Here is a 19,990-nt window from a genome sequence, read left to right as displayed (position 1 = left end):
CGCCAACCCCTCGCTCGCACGCCGAAAAATTTTGGTGCGTGGTGCTAGTCGCCCACATTGCTAATGTATTTGTTACTGCGTAACGCTTACGTCAACGCACCTGCTTGTTTGCTACGTCGGTCCGTGGGTCGGTCCGTGGGAGGTACGGCCAAATATGTCGGCCGAAGAGGACTGGGACGACACAGTAGGCACGGCTGCGAACGTGCGGCGTATTTTCGAGAACATCCCCGCCATGGTGGTGGGCCTGGAGGGGCCTGAGCACCGCTTTGTCGCTGCCAACGCGGCTTTCCGCGCATTCAACCCATCGCTTCGACCGGTAGGCAAGACCGCACGAGAGGTCTACCCGGAGCTGGAGGGCCAGCAGATCTACGACATGTTCGACCGGGTCTATCAGACCGGTGAACCGCAAACCGGCGACGAATGGCGGCTGCAGGTCGACTTGCAAGGTTCCGGCCTCGAAGAGCGGTTCTTCGACTTTTTGGTCACACCACGCCGCGCGCCGGACGGGTCGATCGAGGGTGTGCAGCTCGTCTTCGACGACGTCACCGCCCGCGTTCAGGCGCGACTGGCGGCCGAGGCGCGCGTCGAGGAACTTTCCGAGCGGTACCGCAACGTCCGGGATTCGGCGATCGTCATGCAGCAGGCGCTGCTGGCCGCGACGGTCCCGATCGTGCCGGGTGCGGACATCGCCGCTGAGTACCTCGTCGCGGCCGAGGACACCGCGGCCGGCGGCGACTGGTTCGATGCACTTGCCCTCGGTGATCGTCTGGTGCTGGTCGTCGGCGACGTCGTCGGCCATGGCGTCGAAGCGGCGGCGGTGATGTCGCAATTGCGCACGGCGCTGCGGATGCAGATCACGGCGGACAACTCCCTCGTCGACGCATTGGAGGCCCTCGACCGGTTCCACGAGCATGTGCCGGGATCGAAGTCGGCCACCATCTGCATGGTCTCTGTGGATCTGGCGACCGGCGAATTGCAGTACTGCACAGCAGGGCACCCGCCGCCGCTGGTGGTGACTGCCGACGCGAGCTCGCGATACCTGGAACCGTCCGGCGGCGGCCCACTTGGCAGCGGCACCGGATTCCCCGTCCGTACCGAAATACTCGACATCGGCGACTCGGTCCTGCTTTACAGCGACGGCCTGATCGAACGTCCCGGCCGGCCGTTGGTGGCCAGCACCGCAGAGTTCGCCGACCTGGCCGCCGGTATCGCGGCCGGCACCGGGGGTTTCGTCATCAGCCCGGCCGTCCGTCCGGTGGACCGGTTGTGTAGCGAGACCCTCGAATTACTATTGCGCTCAACGGGTTACAACGACGACGTGACATTGCTTGCGGCGCAACGAAAGGCACCGACGGCGCCGTTGTACATCATGGCGGATGCAACCATCCACGCTGCCCGCGCGGTTCGGGCGAAGCTGCGGCAGTGGTTGACAGAGATCGGTGCCGATGACACCGACACCTCCGACGTCGTGCATGCGGTCTCCGAATTCGTGGAGAACGCGGTCGAACACGGTTACGGCACAGAGGTTCCCGGTGGTGTCATCGTCGAAGCATCGCTGGGCGGCGACGGGATGCTGCGGGCATCGGTGGTCGACCGTGGCGAATGGAAGGATCACCGCGAGGGCGAGAAGGGCCGGGGGCGCGGCCTGGCGATGGCCGAGGCGCTGGTTACCGAGTCGCACGTCAAGCACAGCCTCGACGGCACGACTGCCACGCTCGCCCACCGGCTCAGTCGCCCGGCGAACTTCGTCAGCGACCCTATGGTCAGCAGGACCAACCGGCCACGGGAGATGGACAGCGAATTCGTCTCGCTGGTCGCCGACGGTGGCCGCATCGTGGTCCGCGGTGACGTTGATTCGCGCACCGCTTCGACCTTGGATCGCCAGATCGCGGTCGAAAGTCGTTCGGGCATAGCCTCGTTGACGATCGATCTCAGCGCCGTCACCCATCTCGGGTCGGCCGGTGTCAGCGCGTTGGCCGCGGCCCGGGATCGCGCCCGCAAGCAGGGCGGTGCCTGTGTGCTGGTGGCGCCACCGGGGAGTCCGGCCCACCACGTCTTGTCGTTGGTTCAGATACCGGTGAGCGGCGGTGATTCGGAGGACGTCCTCGTCGAGGACTAAGGGTCTGGTCTAACCCTGTTTGCCGTGCCGCACCTGATTGAACGGCACCCCCCGGTCTGCGGCGTACTCACGCGGGAAGTTCAGCACCCGTTCGCCGATGACATTGCGAGCCATCTCGGTGGTACCGCCGCCGATCGCGACAGACTGCCGCGACAAATACCGCAGCCCGGTCTGCAGCCCCTCACCGACCTCGCCGACCACCCCGGAAGCACCGGCGATCGCCAACGCGGCGTCCATTTCGACCATCACGGTCTCGGCGTGGAAGAGCCTGATCAAAGTCCCCCCAGCCGGCGGAAGTGAGCCGTCGCGCACGCTGCGCGAAACGTGGTTGATCAGTTGCTCGGCGACGGCGCGATGCACCAGCGCGCGGCCGGCCTGTTCTTGGGCCCGCTCGCTGTCAGCGTGCCCAGTCCTGCGCAGTAGATCGGGATAATCCACCGGCGTGGTGTGCCCGCCCTCGTGGCCGGACCCGCTGGCGAATTCCGAGCCCTGGCCCACCGCACGCCGTTCGTGGTAGAGCTGCCGCGACGCGACCGCCCATCCGCCGTTCACCTCGCCGACCACCGCGTCGGCGCCGACGTCCACGCCGTCGAGGAACTCCTCGCAGAACTCGGCGCCGCCACTCACCTGGATGATGCGCCGCAAGGTGATGCCCGGGTGCTTGATCGGCACCAGGAACATGGTCAGACCGTCGTGCTTGGGTACCTCCCAATCGGTGCGCGCCAGGCACAGCCCGTAGTCGGCGGCGAACGCGCTGGTGCTCCAGGTCTTGGCGCCATTGATGATCCAGCGGTCGCCCCGACGTTCGGCGCGGGTGATGACGCCGGCCAGATCGGAACCCCCGCTGGGCTCGGACAACAATTGCACCAGGATCTCGTCACCGCGCAGCGCCGCCGCGATGTGCTGCTTCTTCTGGTCCTCGCTGCCGGTGTCGAGCAGGGTGGCGCAGCAGATGGTGAATGTCGGGACGTTGAGGATCAACGGCATTTCGTAACAGCGGGATTCAGCGTCGAAAGCCTGCTGGTGTTCGTAATCCAGCCCCAGGCCGCCGTACTCGCGCGGGAAGCAGATGCCCGCGAATCCGCCTGCGTACAGCCGCTTTTGCAGTTCACGCGCTCGTTGCCAAGAGTCCTCGGCGTCGCGTGGCATCGCCGGTGGCGCTTCGGGATCGATGGGCGGCATGTTCTCGGCCAGCCAGGCTCTGGCCCGCGCCGCGAATTCGGCAACGGATTCGCCGGAACTCATTTGGCCGCCGCCTGATACACGCGGACGTTGTGCTCTTCGGGTGTGCCGAACATGGCCCGGTACAGCGTGATTCGCCTCAGATACAGATGCAGGTCATGCTCCCATGTCACGCCGATGCCACCATGCATCTGCACGCAGCGCTGTACGATCTGCCCGGCCATCTCGCCGACATAGGACTTGGCAATGCTCGCCGACAGATTCGATTTCGGCGCGCGGGCGGCAATGTCGGCAACCGCTGCCGCCGTAGTTGCGCGACACGCCTCCAACCACATCTTCATGTCGGCAAAGGCGTGTTTGAGCGCCTGGTAGGACGCCAACGGACGGCCGAAGCTGTGCCGATCCAGGGCCCACTGCACGGTGAGGTCGAAGACGGTCTCCAGCACGCCCACCACCTCAGCGCATTGCAGCACCTGCGCGATCTGGCTCTGCCGGTCGATCAACGAGGCGGTCTCGGCCGCGCTGCCCACCATCGCGGACGCCTCCACCACCACACCGTCGAAATCCACCCGTGCGTACTGTTTGACCAGGTCGACTGACTGCTGGGGAGAAATTCGGACGCCGGGGGCATCCGTCGGCACCAGAAACTGACGCACGCCCGCCTCGGACCGCGCGACCACCAGCAGCACCGCGCTCTGGGCGCCGGCTTCGACCCGGTCCTTGCTGCCGTCAATGCGGAAGCTGCCGTGCTCGGTGGCGGTGGCGGTGGCCGTTGGCTCCAGTGGCTCCCAGCCCCGGCCGGGCTCCGAAACCGCCCACGAAGCCACCTTTTCACCGGTCATCAAGGCGTCGATGAGGTCTGCGTGCGCATGACGTTCGGCCGAATCCACCAGGCCGGCAAGCACCGTGCTCACCGGGTACAGCGGGCCCGGAGCTACGGTCTTGCCGAGTAATTCGGCGACCCCGGCCAGATCCACGACCCCGTCGCCCGAAACGCTGCCGCCGCCCAACTCCTCCGGAACCAGCAGGCTCGTCCACCCGAGTTCGGCGGCCCGCCGCCACCACGCCGGGTCCCATGAACTGCCCGCCGCGTGCAATTCCCGGACATGACGCAGCGACGCTTCTTTGGACAGAAAGGCTTGGCTGGTGGAGATAAAGAGTATCTTTTCGGGAGAGTCGACAGCGGTCATGACGGCGGCCGGATTTTCTTCGGCCTTTCTTCGCCACCGCGAAGGGGGTCGCAGAGAAGTTTTGGTGGGTGGGTGATCATCCGCCTGATCGGTCCTCGTCGGAGTTCGCTGGCGACTCTGATGTTAGCAATGGGCGATACCGTAAGAGATACCGGAGTTCAGTCGATAATGACGAGCGGTGGCCGTAATGGCTGAGACACACGACGATGCGGAGACATCGAAGGCCGATGTGCTGGCGTTAGCCGCCGAAGCCGAGGCAGAGGCCGCCGAAGCCGAAGCGCTGGCCGCCGCGGCACGCGCCAAAGCCCGCGCCGCCCGGCTGCGACGCGAAGCCCTAGCCGCCGGGTCCGACGACGAGGACTACGGGGATTACCAGGAGTCTGACGACTACGAAGACTACGACGACTACGACGACTACGACGATGCGGAGGATTACGACGATTCCGAGGACTACGACGAGTCAGCGGATTACGTCGAGTCGGCGGACTACGACGAGTCGGAATACTACAGCGAGTCCGAGAGCGCGGCAGTCGCGGCGCCACCGTCCCGGCGGGACCGGGTGCGCAACGCGATCCGCTTCCCGAAGTGGACCACACTCGCCAAGGCGATCGCGGTGCTTCTCATCGTCGGCTTCTGCGGGCTCAGCGCGTACTTCGTGTGGCAGCACAAGGAAGCCACCGATCGGGAGCAGAAGGCCGCGGCCTTCATCGCGGGCGCCAAGCAAGGCGTCGTCAATATGACTTCGCTGGATTTCAAGAAGGCCAAGGAAGACGTACAGCGGGTAATCGACAGTTCCACTGGTGAGTTCAGGGATGACTTCCAGCAGCGCGCAGCCGATTTCACCAAGGTGGTCGAGCAATCGAAGGTGGTGACGGAGGGGACCGTGAACGCGGCGGCCATCGAATCCATGGACGGGCACTCGGCGCAGGTGCTGGTTTCGGCGACCTCACGCGTCACCAATTCCGCTGGGGCCAAAGACGAACCGCGCGCGTGGCGACTCAGAGTGACGGTGACCGAAGAGGACGGGCAGTACAAGATGTCGAAAGTTGAGTTCGTGCCGTGAGCGATGACCAACGCGAGGTGGACTTGACCAAAGACATCGACGAGCCCGACCCGGACGCTGGAGAAGACGCGGTCGAAGACCCCACCGAAGACGCGGTAGAAGAAGTGACCGAAGTCCCCGGCGAAGACCCGGCCGAAGACGTGACCGAAGTCGCCGGTGAAGCCGCTTCCAAGGACGCCGAAACCGTGGCGATCGACACCGTCGGGGCGCAGCACGAGCAAGAACTCGCCCAAGACGAGGTCGACGCCAGCGGAGAACCTCTCATAGACGAACCCGCGATCCTCGGCGACGAGTCCGAAACCGAGGTGCATGAACTCCAGGCCGCCGAGCCCAAGGGCACCTGGTGGCGCGACATCTGGCGGCGGCAGATCTCGGTGAAGCCCATCCCGGTGCTTTTGATTCTGCTGGTAATAGCCTCCGGCGGTGTGACGTTGTGGCTGTACTTCCACTACCACCAACCGGATCAGCGGACCAGTCCGAGCGTCGCGCGCGCGGCGGTCAGCGCGGCCTCTGACGGCACGGTGGCGCTGCTGTCCTACTCACCGGACAGCCTGGACAAGGATTTCGCTGCCGCCAGGTCGCATCTTTCCGGCGATTTTCTGTCGTACTACGACCAGTTCACCCAGCAGATCGTGGCTCCCGCGGCCAAACAGAAGGCGCTGAAAACCAGCGCCCACGTGATGCGGGCCGCGGTGCAGGAACTGCACCCCGACTCGGCCGTGGTGCTGCTTTTCGTCGACCAGAGCACCACCAGCAAGGACAACCCTGATCCGTCCATGGCGGCCAGCAGCGTCTTGGTGAACCTGGCCTTGGTCGACGGGAAATGGCTGATCACCAAGTTCACCCCGGTCTAGGTCTCGCGCCGGGCGGTCAGACCGCGAAGGCGCGCCGCAGCGTCTGCGCGTGCAACGCGCGGTTCTCTTGTGAGACAACCCAATCCGGTACAACCGAGTCGAAGCCGTTGAAGGTGGCGGCGATGACGTGCAGACCGGTCGGCACGTAGGCGTGCAGCAGCCGGTTCGCATAATCGATGGCCTCGTCACGGCACGGGTCGACGTCGGAGCAGCTCACGAACGCCGGTGGCAGTCCCTCCAGGTTCGCGCGGTGCGCGGGAACGAGCTGACCGTTGGCCGTCGCATGGCCGAGGTAGTGGGCCCAGGCCCGGCTGACCGCCGGCCCGTTGAGACCAGGGGTGCGCTGGAATTCCCGCCGCGAGGGCGTCGCGTCGGAGTCGAGCATCGGCTGATGCAGGATCTGCACCGCGATTTTGGGCCCCTCGTCGTCGAACACGCGCTGGGCCAACCCGGCTACCAGGGCGGCGCCCGCGTCGCGCCCCATCACGGCCAGACGCGTGGCGTCCGTGTTCAAGTCGCCGGCATGCTCGACGACGTACCGCAGCGCGGCTTCGACGTCGTCCAGTGCGGCCGGGCACGGATTTTCCGGCGCAAGTCGATAGTCGACCGAGACCACCAGGCAGTCGGCATCGCGGGCCAACTCCACGCAGTGCGCGTGGTCGGTGTCCAGGTTGCCCGTGACGAACCCGCCGCCGTGGGCATAGACCACCGCCGGTACGTCCGAGGCGGTAGCGCCTCGGTATAGCTGCAACTCCAGGTCTTTACCGTCCGGACCGGGAATCGATCGCGTTTCGATGGTGACCCCGGCGGTGTCGACGGCCGCGGCTCGTTCGGCGGCGGCCCGGTTGGCGCGCTCCCGCTCCGCCGGCAGGGATTCGGTGCTGAACTCCACCACGCCCAGCGCCGCGGCGGCCTCGCGCAGCTCAGGATCGATGCGAATCAGGCCCTGCGGCCGCGCGGAATTCGTCTGTGTCATGCCGGAACGGTACCGCCGTCGACCAACTCACCCGGCAGGGCCTTGACCGTGGCCGGCAATCCATAGAGGGCGGTCGCATTTCCGCGCATGATCCGCTCCCGCTGATCGGGCGGGAACCGGTTGATCGCATACGCCGGGGAGTCGTAGCTCCAATGCGGGTAGTCGGTCGAGAACATCAGGTTGTCACCCAGATCCATCATTTCCAGATACTCGCGAAAAGCCACAGTGTCGGCGTCCTCGAGTGGCTGCGTGGTGAACCGAACATGCTCGCGCACATACTCCGACGGACGGCGACGCACCTGCGGCAGGTCAGCACGGCGGGCTTCCCAGATCCGGTCCATGCGGGACATCACCGGCATCGCCCAGGTGAAACCGCCTTCGATGAACACCACGCGCAAATCTGGATGACGGTCGAACGCCCCGTCGAACACCAAGCTCATCAGGTGCGAGACGTAGAGCAGTGGCCAGGACGCAAAGAAATCGTGCCAGTGCGCCGGGTTGCCGACCGGGTACAACGGAATCAACTCGAACGGCGTCTGACCCATCAGATGGGTGGCCACCGGCAATCCATTGCGGGCGGCTGCCCGGTACAGCGGGTCGAAATGCGGGTTGCCGAAAGGGATTCCACGCGTCTGCGGCGTCATCAGCACCTGATGCAGGTACGGGTGGCCCGCCCACCGCTCGACCTCGCCGGCCGCCTGCTCCGGTGTTTGCGCGCTGACACTGATCGACCCGCGCCAGCGGCCGTGAGCGTTGTGCTTGTCCAGCCAGACGTCGGCGAGCCAGTCGTTGTAGGTGGATTTCAGCACTTGCTCGGCCTGCGGCAACTGCGCGTCACACATCGGTTCCAGCGAGGCGATGCTGACGCCGGCCTCCACCAGCAACTGTTGCGCGGCGAAATCCGGGTCACTGCCCGCGAATCCGCCGCCGGGCGGGGCGGAGTCGAGCCGCAGCGAGAAGGTCTTGTAGGAGTCCGGGGTGTCATAGAAGTGCGACACCGGCGTCACCGCGTTGGCCGTCGGCCAGATCTTGTCCACCCAGTCGGGCGGCGCGTAGGACTTGAGCACCTCGGCGGAGACGGGCAGCGGATGCACATCGGTGTCGACCACGCTGACTGCGATGTCTTGTTGTCCCGTGTCCCGATCGAGCCGTTCGACGACCGTCATAGCGCGCTTCCTTCGCTCACCGTCAACCCGTAAAGTTCACTGGCGTTCTGCCACAGCACTTTCCGTTGCTGCTGCGCACTGAGCCCGTCAGCGATCACCGCGGCGGACGTCGTCGACCAGTGCGGGTAACTCGACCCGTACATCACCAGACTGGACTTGTCGGAAAAGTCCATCCACTGCTGCTGATGCACGGTGTCTGTTGGCCCGTCGAACACCGACGAGCAGAACCGGACGTGATCGGGCAGGTATTCGCTGGGATAGCGGTCCACCCACGGCGTCTGGTCGCGCATCGACAACCAGAATGTGTCCAGTCGCCACATCAACGGAGTCAAAATGTCGTATCCGCCGTCGGCGAACACGAACGTCAGCCCTGGGTGTCTGCCGAACACGCCCTCCACGATCAGGGTGGCCAGGTGGACGAAATAGTTCAGCGGCATAAAGGCCGCATAGCCAGGGTATGTGTGTGCGTGGCCGGCGAACGTGGGTGGATAGTCGACGCCGTTGCCGCCGTTGATGTGCACCGCCACGGGCAGGCCGTGCGCGGCCGCGGCCTCCCAAATCGGTTCGAACACCGGCTTGCCGAACGGCTCGCGGGACTGCATCGGCACCCCCACCTGAACAAGCTTGGGATAATCGGCGAGTCGTTCGATCTCGGCCACCGCGCCTTTGGGATCTTCCGGGTTGACCCGAATGGTCCCCCGGAAACGGTTGCTGCCGTCAGGTTCGAGCCACTTGTCGAGTAGCCAGTCGTTGACCGCCGCGCAGATCCGGCTGTTGAGCAGGTAATCGGCGATGTTGCCGCGGGTCGACGGATTCAGAATCGCGTAATGTGCACCGCCTTCGTCGAACAGGTGCCGGCGCACCGTGTCGGGGTCCGAGCTCGGGTAACCGTCGCCGTACAAATCCGACCGGTAATCACCACCGGGCGCCTGATACCACTGCTGTTCGACGTCGGGGATGGACCGCAGCTGGTGCGCGGCCGGGAGATAGCGCCGGATCTCGGCGTTGTAGCGAAAGTGCGGTTGCACGTTGGTATCTATGATCATGCGGTCACAAAGACTTCCCCGTCGGTGACGTCGACTTGGTAGGTTCGCACGCGTCGAGTCGGATCGGCCACGTTGCGTCCGGTGGTGATATCGAATTCCCAATTGTGCCAAGGGCATCGGACTATCTGACCCTCGCGGACCCGGCGCACACCGTCCGGCTCGTCGGGCGCTGGTTCGTTGGTACCACCGATCAAGCCCAGGCACAGCGGGGCGCCTTCGTGCGAGCAGTAGTTCACGATCGCGTACAACTCGCCGCGCACGTTGTAGACGCCCACGCCGAATTTCCCGACGTCGAGAAGTTTCATCGTGCCCGGCGGAAGTTCGTCGATGGAGCACACGAGACGACGTTGCGGCACCCGCTGTCACCGCCTTCCGCCGGACCCGCCCGCTGCTAGGTTGCTATTTATATTATGATAGCGATATTCCGCTGTCCGGCCCGTTAATCAGTTGCTCAGAGAGGAGTGCTGATGACGCTCAGCACCGACCCCTCCAATGTCGAACACGGGGTCGAAGGCGCGCCCATCGCCCTCGACTTCACCGGCGAGTCCAGTCCTTACCCGTTCTTCGAGTACATGCGCAACACCGATCCGGTGTGGCATGGCGGGCTGTCGGACCAGGACCAGATGCCCGAGGAACTCAAGCCCAGCGACGAATGGACCCTGTTCGGCTACGACGATGTCTTCCAGGCCTTTCGGGACGACGCGACGTTCACCTCGGCCAAGTACGACGAGACCATCGGGCTGGTAATGGGCCACACCATCCTGGCGATGGGCGGCAAGGAACATCACGACCACCGCAATCTTGTGGCCAAGGCATTCCGCGCCACCGCGCTGGAACGGTGGGAACCGTCGGTGATCGGGCCGATCTGCGATCAGCTGGTCGACGAAATCAAAGACCACGGCGAGGCGGATCTGGTGAAGGCGGTGACATTCGAATTCCCCACCCGCATCATCTCCTCGCTGCTGGGACTGCCGCCCGAGGATCTCGACATGTTCCGCCGACTGTCGCTGGACCTCATCTCCATCCCGACCGACATCATGGCGGGCCTGACAGCGGCGGCAGAGTTGCACGGTTACTTCCTCAACCAGGTCGAACAACGGCGTCGCAAACCGACCAATGACATCATCGGGGACCTGGTGGCCGCCGAAATCGAAGGCGAGAAGCTCACCGACGAGGCAATCATCGCCTTTTTGCGCCTGCTGTTGCCGGCGGGATTGGAAACCACCTACCGTTCGTCGGGCAATCTGCTCTACACACTGCTGACCCATCCCGAGCAGTTGGCAATGGTCTACCAGGACAGGTCCCTGATACCCCTGGCCTTCGAGGAAGGTCTGCGCTACGAAACCCCGCTCACCATGGTCATGCGGACCACCACACGGGAGGTCGAAATCGGCGGCAAGACGATACCGGCCGACGCACAGATCGACATGTGCATGGGTTCGGCCAACCGCGACGAAACCCGTTGGCCCGACCCGAACACCTTCGACATCGGCCGGGCGCGCCAGGCCCATGTCGCATTCGCCGGCGGTATCCACATGTGCCTGGGTATGCATCTGGCCCGGCTGGAGACGCGGGTGATGCTGGGCAGCCTGTTTGACCGTGTCAAGGATCTGAGGTTGGTCGAAGACGACGGAACCGGCGTGGAGTCCAAGATCGTCGGGCTTACCTTCCGCTCCCCCAACAAACTCCCCGTCACATTCAGCCCGGCCGCATGAGGAGTCGCGGCGCGATCCTGCACGGTATCGGCGGGCCGTGGTCCGTCGAAGACTTCGAGCTGGACGCCCCGCGCGCCGGCGAAGCCCTCGTCGAGATGGCCGCCGCTGGGTTGTGTCACTCCGACGATCACATCCTCAAAGGCGACATGTCAGCGCCCAACGAGGTGATGAAAGCCCTGGGGTTGCCGAGCATGTTCCCGATGATCGGCGGCCACGAAGGATCCGGCATCGTCCGCGAAATCGGACCTGGCGTAACCGAATTCGCTCCCGGTGACCATGTGGTGATGTCTTTCGTCGCGGTGTGCGGACAGTGCCGTTGGTGCGCATCGGGCATGGAATACCTGTGTGACACCGGCATGGGCACCATGGTCCCGGGCATGCCTACCGACGGGACGTTTCGGCATCACACCTCTGACGGCAAGCCGCTGGGCCACTTGGCTAAGGTCGGCGCCTTCGCCAGACACACTGTGGCTTCGGTCAATTCGCTGATTAAGATCGACCGGGACATACCGCTGGTACCCGCCGCTTTACTGTCCTGTGCGATTCCCACCGGCTACGGGTCGGCCGCCAATCGGGCGGGCGTGCGCGGCGGCGACACCGTCGTCGTCGTCGGTGCCGGCGGAATCGGTACCGGGGCGATCCAGGGTGCCCGCATCAACGGTGCCGCCCAGATCATCGCGGTAGATCCGGTGGAGTTCAAACAGAAGTCGGCGTTGCAGTTCGGCGCCACCCACAGCGTCGCATCGACCGCTGAGGCTCTTGATCTGGTGCGTGGCCTCACCTTTGGCGTCATGGCCGACTCCGTCGTGGTATCGCCTTCGCTGGTGACCGCCGATGACGTCCGCGATGCGGTGCAGCTGACCCGCAAGGGCGGAACCTGTGTGCTGACCGGCATGACCTCGCAGCTGACGCATTCGGTGAACATCAATCTGCAGGACTTCATCCTGTCCAACAAGACGTTGGCGGGCACCATTTTCGGCTCCTGCAACGGCAAGGCCGACATTGCGCGGTTGGCGCGGCTCTACCAGACCGGCCAACTTCAACTGGACGAAATGATCACCAGGCGCTACCGCCTCGATGAGATCAACGATGCCTATGCCGATTTGCTCAACGGCGAAATCATCAGGGGCATCATCGATTACGGTATCGGCTAGGACTGCTTGTCCTTCTGCTTCTGCTCGTGCAGTTCTTTGAGCCGCTTGAGTCGCATCAGCTTTTCCACCTGCCCATACGCGTCGATGGGACTGTGCAGCGAAAGGCCGCCGTCGGCATGGAGCACTTGCCCTGTCACCCAGGACATTTCGAGCACACCCACGATCGCCTCGGCGATATCGCCGGGCTCGCCCAAGCGCCGCAGGGCGGTCCGCTTGGACATGCCTTCGACCCAGGCGGGCCACTTTTCGGCATCGGGCAGCATCGGGGTGCGAGTAACGCCGGGGCCGACGGCGTTGACGCGGATACCGTGGATCCCCCACTCCACCGCCGCGACCTTGACCAGCATGTCCAGGCCGGCTTTCGATACGCAGTAGGCACCCATGTCCCGATCGGCCAGGGTGCCGCTGATGCTCGAGACGACGACGATTGAGCCCTCCAGTTCGGCGTCGATCATGGCTTGTGCCGCGGCGCGGATGGTGAACCACGTGCCGGTGAGATTGACCGCCAACACCCGCTCCCAGTCCGCGGGCTCGATATTGAGCAGCAGGCCCGATGACCCGATGCCGGCGCTCGTCACGACCCGGGTGGGCACGCCGTGCTCGCAGACGGTTCGTTCCATCGCCGCCGACACGGCACCGAAATCGCTGACGTCACAATCGATGTCGCCTCCGGATAGGTCCCACACCACCACATCGTGACCGGCCTCGCGCAGCATTGCCGCGGCTTCCCGGCCGATCCCGGAGCCGCCGCCGGTGACCAGCGCAGTCGATCCACTCATGCCCGCCCCAGCCGGTCTTCGAGATCGGCAGCGCGGGTCGCGGCGTGATGAATATCCAGCACAGATTCCCCTTCCGGTACTGCGTCCAGTATTACCGCCTCGGTGGGGATAGCCGGGTAGCGACCCCAATCCGGTTCCAGGCGTCCATCGCGATCACCTGACCGAGTTCGCGCTGCCTGCGACATCCAGCAGCGCGATGGCGTCATGGTCACGTCGGTGGTCCCATAGATCACGGGGTCGCTCGCCGCGGTTGCGGCATTGTCGCGACGTACCACCCGACAGCGGGCTGACCTGCTAAAGCGCCGCCCTTGCCGCGGTGCGGTCCCATAGCTCGCGGGCCAGTTTCGGATCGTAGGCACAGCGGCTGGCGTTGGCGACCTTGCCTTTGGCGTAGTACTCGCCCGGCCGCCAGTCGGTACCCGGCGCGCTCGACGCAAGCCAGATCAGCTGTGCGGCTCCCTGCTCCGCGGATGCCGTGAATCGGGAGGTCAGCGGCACATGATGGCGCATGAACAGCAGGAACCGGGAACCCGACGCGTCGCCGAAATTGGAGTTGACGTAGCCCGGATGAAACGTCGCGCTCGAAAGTCCGCTGCCCTGGAATCGGCGGTGTAATTCCCTGGTGAAAAGGATGATTGACAGTTTGGTCAGGGCATAAGCAACGCTGGGGCGACGCCCCTCGGTGTGATCGAGGTCGTCCACTGTAACTCTGCGTAGCAGTTTGTGTGAGTTGCTCGTGGTGTTGAGCACGGTGGCGCCGGATTCGATGAGCAGGTCCAGCAATTGCGTGGTGAGTAGAAACGGCGCCAGGTAGTTGACCTGATACGTCTTTTCCAAGCCGTCGGGTGTCATCTGAACGTCTTTGCACATGCCGCCGGCATTGTTGGCCAGGACGTCGATGCGTGGATATTCGGATTTCAGCTTTTCGGCCAATGCGCGCACCTGGGCAAGGTCGGCGAAATCGGCCACGAAATAGTCCGCGCCCAATTCGTTGGCCACCGCGGTGGTCTTGCTTTGCGAACGACCCACCACGACAACGTTCGCACCGCTTCGACTCAGGTGCCGCGCCGCCGCGGCCCCAATGCCGTCACTGGCACCGGTGACGACAATCGTCTTTCGCGTCATATCGATGGCATCCTTTGACACTGACTGACCGAAAATTTCGTGGGTATTGACAGACTAGACTTACGTCAACGAATAGCGCACCGGGAGGTGCTTCAAACCGCCCACGAAGGTGGTTGCCACCCATTGCGGATCACCGGTCAGCTCAATGTGTTTCAGCCTGGGTAGCAACTCGGCAAAGAAGCTGCTGACTTCCATGCGGGCCAGCGCAGCCCCCATGCAGAAGTGCACGCCATAGCCGAAGGCCACATGCTTATTGGGTTCGCGGCCGACGTCGAAGCGGAACGGGTTCTCGAAGATGTCCTCGTCGCGGTTGGCCGATACATACGACAGCAGCACGGACTCGCCGGCCGCCACCGGGACCCCGCGCACCTGCGTGTCTTCGGCGGCCGTGCGCATGAACTGCTTTACCGGCGTTACCCACCGGATCATCTCTTCGGTCGCGTGCGGCATCAACTCGAGGTTGTCCCGCAGGCGACGCTGTTCGTCGGGGTTCTCGATCAGCGCCTGCAGCCCGCCGGAGATGGTGGCGCTGGTGGTGTCGTGGCCGGCCGTGGCCACTATCAGGTAATAGGAGACGGTGTCGATATCCGAGAGCGGCTCGCCGTCGATGCGGGCGTTGGCGATCGCCGACGCAAGATCCTCGGTCGGCTGCTCACGGCGCGCCGCGGTGACGGCGTTGAAGTAGCCGAACATGTCCAACAGCGACTGCATCTGGTCTTCCATGGTGGCGCCGCGCTTGAATTCGCTGTCGTCGCTACCGAATAACTCCTGAGTCAGTTTGAGCATGCGCGGAAAGTCCGCTTCCGGAAGGCCCAGCAGCGACATGATCACGTACAGCGGGTAATTGACCGCCACCTCTTGGACGAAGTCGCATTCGGGGCCGACTTCCAGCATCCGGTCGACGTAGATCTTGGCCAACTCGTCCACCCGAACCTTCAAGGCGCGCATCGCCTTGGGGCGGAACCAATCCGAGCCGATGGCGCGAACCACCCGGTGCTGCGGATCGTCGAGATGGATCAACGTGCGCACTCCCACTGCGGCGGCTTGCGCGTCGCCCTCCGCGGTGGTCAGGACCGGCCGCGGCCAGTTGGTGAACAACGTGTTGTTGCGTTCGATGTCCATCACATCGGCGTGCTTGGTGATCGCCCAGAACGGCCGGTAGTCCGGCACCTCGACCCACGACACCGGCGCCTCGGCGCGAAGGTGGGTCAGCGCCGCGTGCAACCGCTGCTCGTCGGCGTAGGTCTGCGGATCGGCGAGCAGCTTGGCAACCTCGTCAATGGTCGGAGCGCTCACGGTCGACTCTGGTTCGAGGCCCGGGCGCGCCATGAGGAAAAACGTACAGTAAGCGATTCGGTAGGGTCAACGTCAGACGCGTGGGCGGGCGCGGGCGGTGAGCCGGCCCGGGCCGCAGGCTACAGTAAGCACTTCGGTATGTACCTATCGGCGAGTGAGGACGAGCAGCATGCCTGAGTCCCGGAATCGGCCTCCGGATTGGGAGGAGACACTCGAGGACCTGGACCGGCGCCGCCAGCACTCGCGGGGCATGGGCGGCCCGGAGCGCCTCGACAAGCACCGTGGCAAAGGCAAACTCGACGCTCGGGCCCGCATCGAGCGGCTGTTGGACCCCGGCACTTTCCGGGAGATCGGCACGCTGGTCGGGGGTGAGGTAGCCGCCGACGCGATTGTCACTGGTTCGGGACTCATCAACGGCACACCGGTGATGGTCGGCGCCGAGGACTTCACCACGCTGGCCGGAAGCATCGGGCCCGGCGGAAATTCCAAGCGCTACCGCATCGCCGAATTGGCCGTGCGCGACCGCATCCCGCTGGTGATGTTGCTCGACGGCGCCGGCTTTCGTCCGACCGGAGGGCACTACGGACGCTCCCCCACCGACCTGCTCGCCCAGACGCAGTGTTCGGGCCGGGTACCGACGGTCGCCGCGGTACTGGGACCGTCCGCGGGACACGGCGCCCTCGTCGCGCCCGTGTGTGACTTCCGCATCATGAGCCGCCAAGGCACCATCTTCACGGCGGGCCCGCCGGTGGTGAAAGAGTCGACGGGCGAGGACATTTCGAAAGAGGACCTCGGCGGCCCGGACGTCGCGCTACCCAGCGGAGTGATACACAACGTCGCCGAGGACGACGAAACCGTACTGGACGAAATCCGCCGCTACCTGTCATATTTTCCGGCGAGCGCCTGGTCCTATCCGCCGTCGCTGCTGCCGGATGAGACGACCGCGCCGCGACCGACCCCGGAGTTGCTGAACATCGTCTCCCGGGAGAACCGGCGGGTGTACGACATGCGCGCGGTACTCGACGTGGTCTTCGACCGGCCGGACTGGTTCGAGGTCCAACCATCGTTCGGCAAGGCGATCGTCTGCGCGCTGGCACATCTCGGCGGTCATCCTGTGGCCGTGGTTGCCAACCAGCCGCAGGTGCTGGCCGGGTCCATCGACGCCGCAGCCGCAGACAAGGCCGCACATTTCATCCTGGTGGCCGACTCGTTCCATTTGCCGATCGTGTTTCTCGCCGACAACCCGGGGATGCTGCCCGGTAGCAGGTCCGAACGCACGGGTGTGCTGCGCAGCGGTGCGCGGATGTTCGCCGCCCAAACGGCCGCCACCACAATCAAGCTGCATCTGACGCTACGTAAGGCGTATGGGTTCGGCTCCATGGTGATGTCGCTGCTCGGATTCGACAGCCAGTCAGCGACTTTCGCCTATCCGGGGGCAACGATGGGAGCGATGAGCGCTGCCGCGCTCAGCCGCGCCTCACACGCCGCAGAGGACTTGTCGACCAAACTGCGCAACGCCGAACTGCAAGCCTCCTACCGGTCCGCCGAAGGCATGGGATTCGACGAGCTCATCGATCCACGCGAGACCCGTGATGCGCTGCTGGCGTCGTTGCAGCGCGCACTGTCGGCTCGCCAGGCAACCGCGGAACCGGTGACCCGAACGGTCATCCTGCCCTAACAGGGGTTGCGCTGGGGTGCGCTGGGTTGCGCTGGGTTGCGCTGGGTTGCGCTGGGTTGCGCGAGCAGACGCAGAATCGCACTGGAACGCCTGCTCCAGCCTGATTTTGCGTCTGCTCGCGGGGCTACTGGCGGTCCTGCTGGCGGTACGCCGCCACCACTGGTTCCAACTCGTCGGGTGTGGCGCCGTGCAGAATCACCGCGTCCGCGCCGTAGCCGAATTCACGCCTGATGCGCTCGGCGCACTGGTGTGCCGACCCGGTCGCCGACGGCTCCAGCCACTCCTGCGGAATCAGCGTCGCGATGTGCTCGATCTGCTCGGGGGTGGCCTTGTGGTCGATCCCGCCGCCGACCGACGTCACCACCGAGTCCTCCCGAAACCGTTGCAGCACAGCAGGATCCCAGTCATTGGTTTTGACCATCAGGTCGCCGTAGCCTTGCAGATAGGTAGCCAGCCGCGCCACCGTCTTCTTCAACCGCAGCTGCTCAGGCAGGTGGTCGCCGACCGTGGCGAAACACGACCACACCCGGACGCTGTCCGGGTCGCGGCCCGCTTTCTCCGCAGCGGTCTTCACGGTTTTCACGCAGCGCTGCAACGTCTCCGGCGTGAAGTAGGTGTGCAGAATGACGTCGTCGAAGGCACGGCCACCGAGCGCCAGGGTGTTGGGGCCGAAGGCCACCAGCGCCAACCGGATGTCTTCGTCGAAGTCGCTGTCAAGGAACAGGATTGGATACTTGCCCATCGGGCCGTCATGGTTGAATATCACCTCGCCATGCCAGAGCCGGCGCATCACCTGAGCCCAGTCCTCCATCTGCGCGGTGGTCACCGCCGGGATGCCGAACGCTCCGTAGATCGCGGCGATCCCACGCCCGATACCTAGCGTGAACCGGCCCCCGGACAACCGGTGCATGGTGGTCGCCCACGATCCGGTGATCAGCGGATGACGGGTGTTGTGATTGGTTGCGGCGGTGGCGATCTGCATGCGCTGAGTCACCGCGCATGCCGCACCGACGAGAGACGACGCCTCCTTGACGTTCCAGCGTTCGGAGATGAACGCCGTGCCAAAGCCCAGGTCCTCGCCGCGGCGCGCTTCGTCCATCAAAGTTGCCGGCCCTTCGCCCCCGGCGCCCGCCAACAGGTAGTAACCCAGTTCGTCGAGAACTTGCTCGGTCAATTCCAAACCCCTTGCTTGTAGCCGCAATTCCATACTTCGGTGATCCTGCCCCCGACGACGCGAAACACCTCGATGCTGGCGATGTTGGTCTCGGCGCCGTTGGCGACGACGGCCGAGTCGTAGACGATCGTGACGTGCTCGCCGTCGTCGCCGGCGATGACGATGTTGAGGTCGAAGTGCAGCGAGTCGCACACTTCCCACATGTCGGCGACCCGCTGAACCGCCTGAGCGTGCGTCAGCGTGTGGGCTGTGCCGACTTCATGACGAATAACGTTGTCGGCGAACAACTCCGCGGCAAGTTCGAGGTTGCACTCGTTCCACACCACCAGGTTGTACAGCTCCACCACCTCGCGCGCGGTACGCAGAGCCATCACTGCGCCGCTCGGACACACACGTCGTCGCGGACCTCCCGCAGGAATCGCTCGGAAATCTGCTGTACCCGCCGGGAGAACACATGGCTTACGTGACCACCGGCATACCAATGCAACTGACCGCCCCACTTCTCCTGCAGCATCAGCGCTGGCTCGAGCATTGCCATCCTGTCATGGCGGGCAGCCACGATGAGGCGCCGCTGTGGTGGCGGGCCGGGGTCCGCTAGCAGCGGATCGATCACCGTGGTGAGTTGCGAAACCACATCGGACTGCAGCAGTCGTCGGTAGTCGCTGCGTGAAGCACCCGAGCGCCCGAGGTGGCGCGCGATCATGGCGTTGAGTCCCAGGATCGGCGTGTACAGCGCGACCGCGTCGACCTCGCGCTCCAGATGCGACACCAGCGCGGCCACCGGGCTGCCCATCGAAACCCCGGCCACCACAACGGCGCTGGCTTGCCGTCGCACCCACCGCACGACTGCGCGAATCTCCGACACCGAGCGCATCATCCCTGCGACGTTGCCCAGTGGGTCCATGTCCGGGTAATTCGGCCAGTATCCCCGTCGGCTGCCGTGGCCCGGTTGGGTCGGCATTGCAATGTTGAACCCCAGCTCGCGGTAGATCCGGTCGATGCGTGACATCAGCATGTCTTCGGCTCCGCCTTGACCGGCGCCGTGAATCCAGACCAGCCAGGGGCGGTGGCCGTGTGGGCCGGGTGAGCGATGCCGACACAGGTGCACTGCCGCCCGCGAAGGCCCACCGAAGCCTTCGTCCGCCAGCGTCGGCGGCAAGTCCGGATCGTGCTCGAAAGTCATGCGCTCATAAGCCAGTCCGGCGATGCGCCGCCGCTTGATCGAACGCACCCGCAATGGCGGGGGATCGGCGTGCGCGCCGTCGATACCTAATTCGGCCAACTCCTGGGCCGCCGCAGCGCATCCCTCAAGCGACCGCGTCGTCTTGGGCACACCGCCTCCGAGAACCGAAAAACCGGTCAGCACAAGCTCGTCGAGAAAGACCTCACCGAACTGGCGCACGCCGCGAGGCGCCACCGGCACCAATCCGCTTGTACCGATATCGGCCCGCAGACCGGCCACCGCACGCGGCA

18 protein-coding genes are annotated in these 19,990 nt (G+C 64.8%); 6 read left to right on the top strand and 12 right to left on the bottom strand.

The genetic code is table 11. From position 1 onward, the window contains the following. The first annotated feature begins 154 nt into the window (after positions 1–154). Positions 155–2,119: a SpoIIE family protein phosphatase gene (locus A5634_RS08805; RefSeq protein ID WP_065143663.1), complete on the top strand. Its 1,965-nt coding sequence runs from the start codon at positions 155–157 to the stop codon at positions 2,117–2,119. 9 nt (positions 2,120–2,128) lie between these two features. On the opposite strand, the gene A5634_RS08800 is transcribed toward A5634_RS08805, so the two are convergent. Both A5634_RS08800 and A5634_RS08795 read right to left on the bottom strand, forming a co-directional pair. Beyond that, complete coding sequence (locus A5634_RS08800) at positions 2,129–3,364, bottom strand: acyl-CoA dehydrogenase family protein (protein ID WP_065143662.1); 1,236 nt, start codon at positions 3,362–3,364, stop codon at positions 2,129–2,131. Then, positions 3,361–4,491: an acyl-CoA dehydrogenase family protein gene (locus tag A5634_RS08795; RefSeq protein WP_065143661.1), complete on the bottom strand. Its 1,131-nt coding sequence runs from the start codon at positions 4,489–4,491 to the stop codon at positions 3,361–3,363. Before A5634_RS08795 ends, A5634_RS08800 begins: the two co-directional genes overlap by 4 nt. Positions 4,492–4,678: 187 nt before the next feature. On the opposite strand from A5634_RS08795, the gene A5634_RS08790 reads away from it, so the two are divergent. Further along, on the top strand, positions 4,679–5,554 hold the full coding sequence (locus tag A5634_RS08790; protein WP_065143660.1) for a hypothetical protein: 876 nt from the start codon (positions 4,679–4,681) through the stop codon (positions 5,552–5,554). 263 nt (positions 5,555–5,817) lie between these two features. After that, on the top strand, positions 5,818–6,408 hold the full coding sequence (locus A5634_RS08785; protein ID WP_437339957.1) for a hypothetical protein: 591 nt from the start codon (positions 5,818–5,820) through the stop codon (positions 6,406–6,408). A 16-nt stretch (positions 6,409–6,424) separates the two neighbouring features. Here the strand turns inward: A5634_RS08785 and A5634_RS08780 are convergent, their stop codons facing one another. Genes A5634_RS08780 through A5634_RS08765 form a run of 4 tightly spaced genes read right to left on the bottom strand, consistent with a single transcriptional unit; the run spans position 6,425 to position 9,934 of the window. Then, positions 6,425–7,384 carry an alpha/beta hydrolase gene (locus A5634_RS08780; protein ID WP_065143659.1) on the bottom strand — a complete coding sequence of 320 codons (960 nt, stop codon included), beginning with the start codon at positions 7,382–7,384 and terminating at the stop codon, positions 6,425–6,427. Continuing rightward, entirely contained in the window at positions 7,381–8,550 is a 1,170-nt protein-coding gene (locus tag A5634_RS08775) for an amidohydrolase family protein (RefSeq protein ID WP_065143658.1), read from the bottom strand. The genes A5634_RS08780 and A5634_RS08775 overlap by 4 nt, the downstream gene beginning before the upstream one ends. Beyond that, the gene (locus tag A5634_RS08770; RefSeq protein ID WP_065143657.1) at positions 8,547–9,596 is read right to left on the bottom strand and encodes an amidohydrolase family protein; all 1,050 of its coding nucleotides are present in this window, start codon (positions 9,594–9,596) and stop codon (positions 8,547–8,549) included. Before A5634_RS08770 ends, A5634_RS08775 begins: the two co-directional genes overlap by 4 nt. Next, on the bottom strand, positions 9,593–9,934 hold the full coding sequence (locus A5634_RS08765) for a Rieske (2Fe-2S) protein (protein WP_253861525.1): 342 nt from the start codon (positions 9,932–9,934) through the stop codon (positions 9,593–9,595). The genes A5634_RS08770 and A5634_RS08765 overlap by 4 nt, the downstream gene beginning before the upstream one ends. Before the next feature lie 129 nt (positions 9,935–10,063). Between A5634_RS08765 and A5634_RS08760 the strand changes: the two genes are divergently transcribed. Then, positions 10,064–11,311 carry a cytochrome P450 gene (locus A5634_RS08760; RefSeq protein WP_065143674.1) on the top strand — a complete coding sequence of 416 codons (1,248 nt, stop codon included), beginning with the start codon at positions 10,064–10,066 and terminating at the stop codon, positions 11,309–11,311. Next, positions 11,308–12,465, top strand: a complete 1,158-nt coding sequence (locus A5634_RS08755) for a Zn-dependent alcohol dehydrogenase (RefSeq protein WP_065143655.1) — start codon at positions 11,308–11,310, stop codon at positions 12,463–12,465. The genes A5634_RS08760 and A5634_RS08755 overlap by 4 nt, the downstream gene beginning before the upstream one ends. Here the strand turns inward: A5634_RS08755 and A5634_RS08750 are convergent. The 3 genes from A5634_RS08750 to A5634_RS08740 form a co-directional block, all read right to left on the bottom strand. Beyond that, complete coding sequence (locus tag A5634_RS08750) at positions 12,462–13,244, bottom strand: SDR family NAD(P)-dependent oxidoreductase (protein ID WP_065143654.1); 783 nt, start codon at positions 13,242–13,244, stop codon at positions 12,462–12,464. The two genes, A5634_RS08755 and A5634_RS08750, sit on opposite strands and share 4 nt — an antisense overlap. 294 nt (positions 13,245–13,538) lie before the next feature. Next, positions 13,539–14,369: an SDR family NAD(P)-dependent oxidoreductase gene (locus A5634_RS08745; RefSeq protein WP_065143653.1), complete on the bottom strand. Its 831-nt coding sequence runs from the start codon at positions 14,367–14,369 to the stop codon at positions 13,539–13,541. A gap of 60 nt (positions 14,370–14,429) precedes the next feature. After that, on the bottom strand, positions 14,430–15,650 hold the full coding sequence (locus A5634_RS08740; protein ID WP_065143673.1) for a cytochrome P450: 1,221 nt from the start codon (positions 15,648–15,650) through the stop codon (positions 14,430–14,432). A 184-nt stretch (positions 15,651–15,834) separates the two neighbouring features. Here A5634_RS08740 and A5634_RS08735 point away from each other — a divergent pair, with 184 nt between their 5' ends. Next, positions 15,835–17,343 carry an acyl-CoA carboxylase subunit beta gene (locus A5634_RS08735; RefSeq protein ID WP_065143652.1) on the top strand — a complete coding sequence of 503 codons (1,509 nt, stop codon included), beginning with the start codon at positions 15,835–15,837 and terminating at the stop codon, positions 17,341–17,343. A gap of 124 nt (positions 17,344–17,467) precedes the next feature. Here A5634_RS08735 and A5634_RS08730 read toward each other — a convergent pair whose 3' ends face one another. The 3 genes from A5634_RS08730 to A5634_RS08720 form a co-directional block, all read right to left on the bottom strand. Next, on the bottom strand, positions 17,468–18,550 hold the full coding sequence (locus tag A5634_RS08730; protein ID WP_065143651.1) for a TIGR03857 family LLM class F420-dependent oxidoreductase: 1,083 nt from the start codon (positions 18,548–18,550) through the stop codon (positions 17,468–17,470). Continuing rightward, on the bottom strand, positions 18,514–18,888 hold the full coding sequence (locus A5634_RS08725; RefSeq protein WP_065143650.1) for a nuclear transport factor 2 family protein: 375 nt from the start codon (positions 18,886–18,888) through the stop codon (positions 18,514–18,516). The genes A5634_RS08730 and A5634_RS08725 overlap by 37 nt, the downstream gene beginning before the upstream one ends. Further along, positions 18,888–19,990 (bottom strand): PHB depolymerase family esterase (locus A5634_RS08720; protein ID WP_065143649.1); only part of this gene is annotated, 1,103 nt, incomplete at its 5' end. The genes A5634_RS08725 and A5634_RS08720, both read right to left, overlap by 1 nt.

It is taken from the genome of Mycobacterium asiaticum (assembly GCF_001673365.1).
In the GTDB taxonomy this organism is placed as follows: domain Bacteria; phylum Actinomycetota; class Actinomycetes; order Mycobacteriales; family Mycobacteriaceae; genus Mycobacterium; species Mycobacterium asiaticum_A.
The sequence above is the reverse complement of the archived record's forward strand: the minus strand, read 5'-3'. Positions and strand labels throughout refer to the sequence as shown.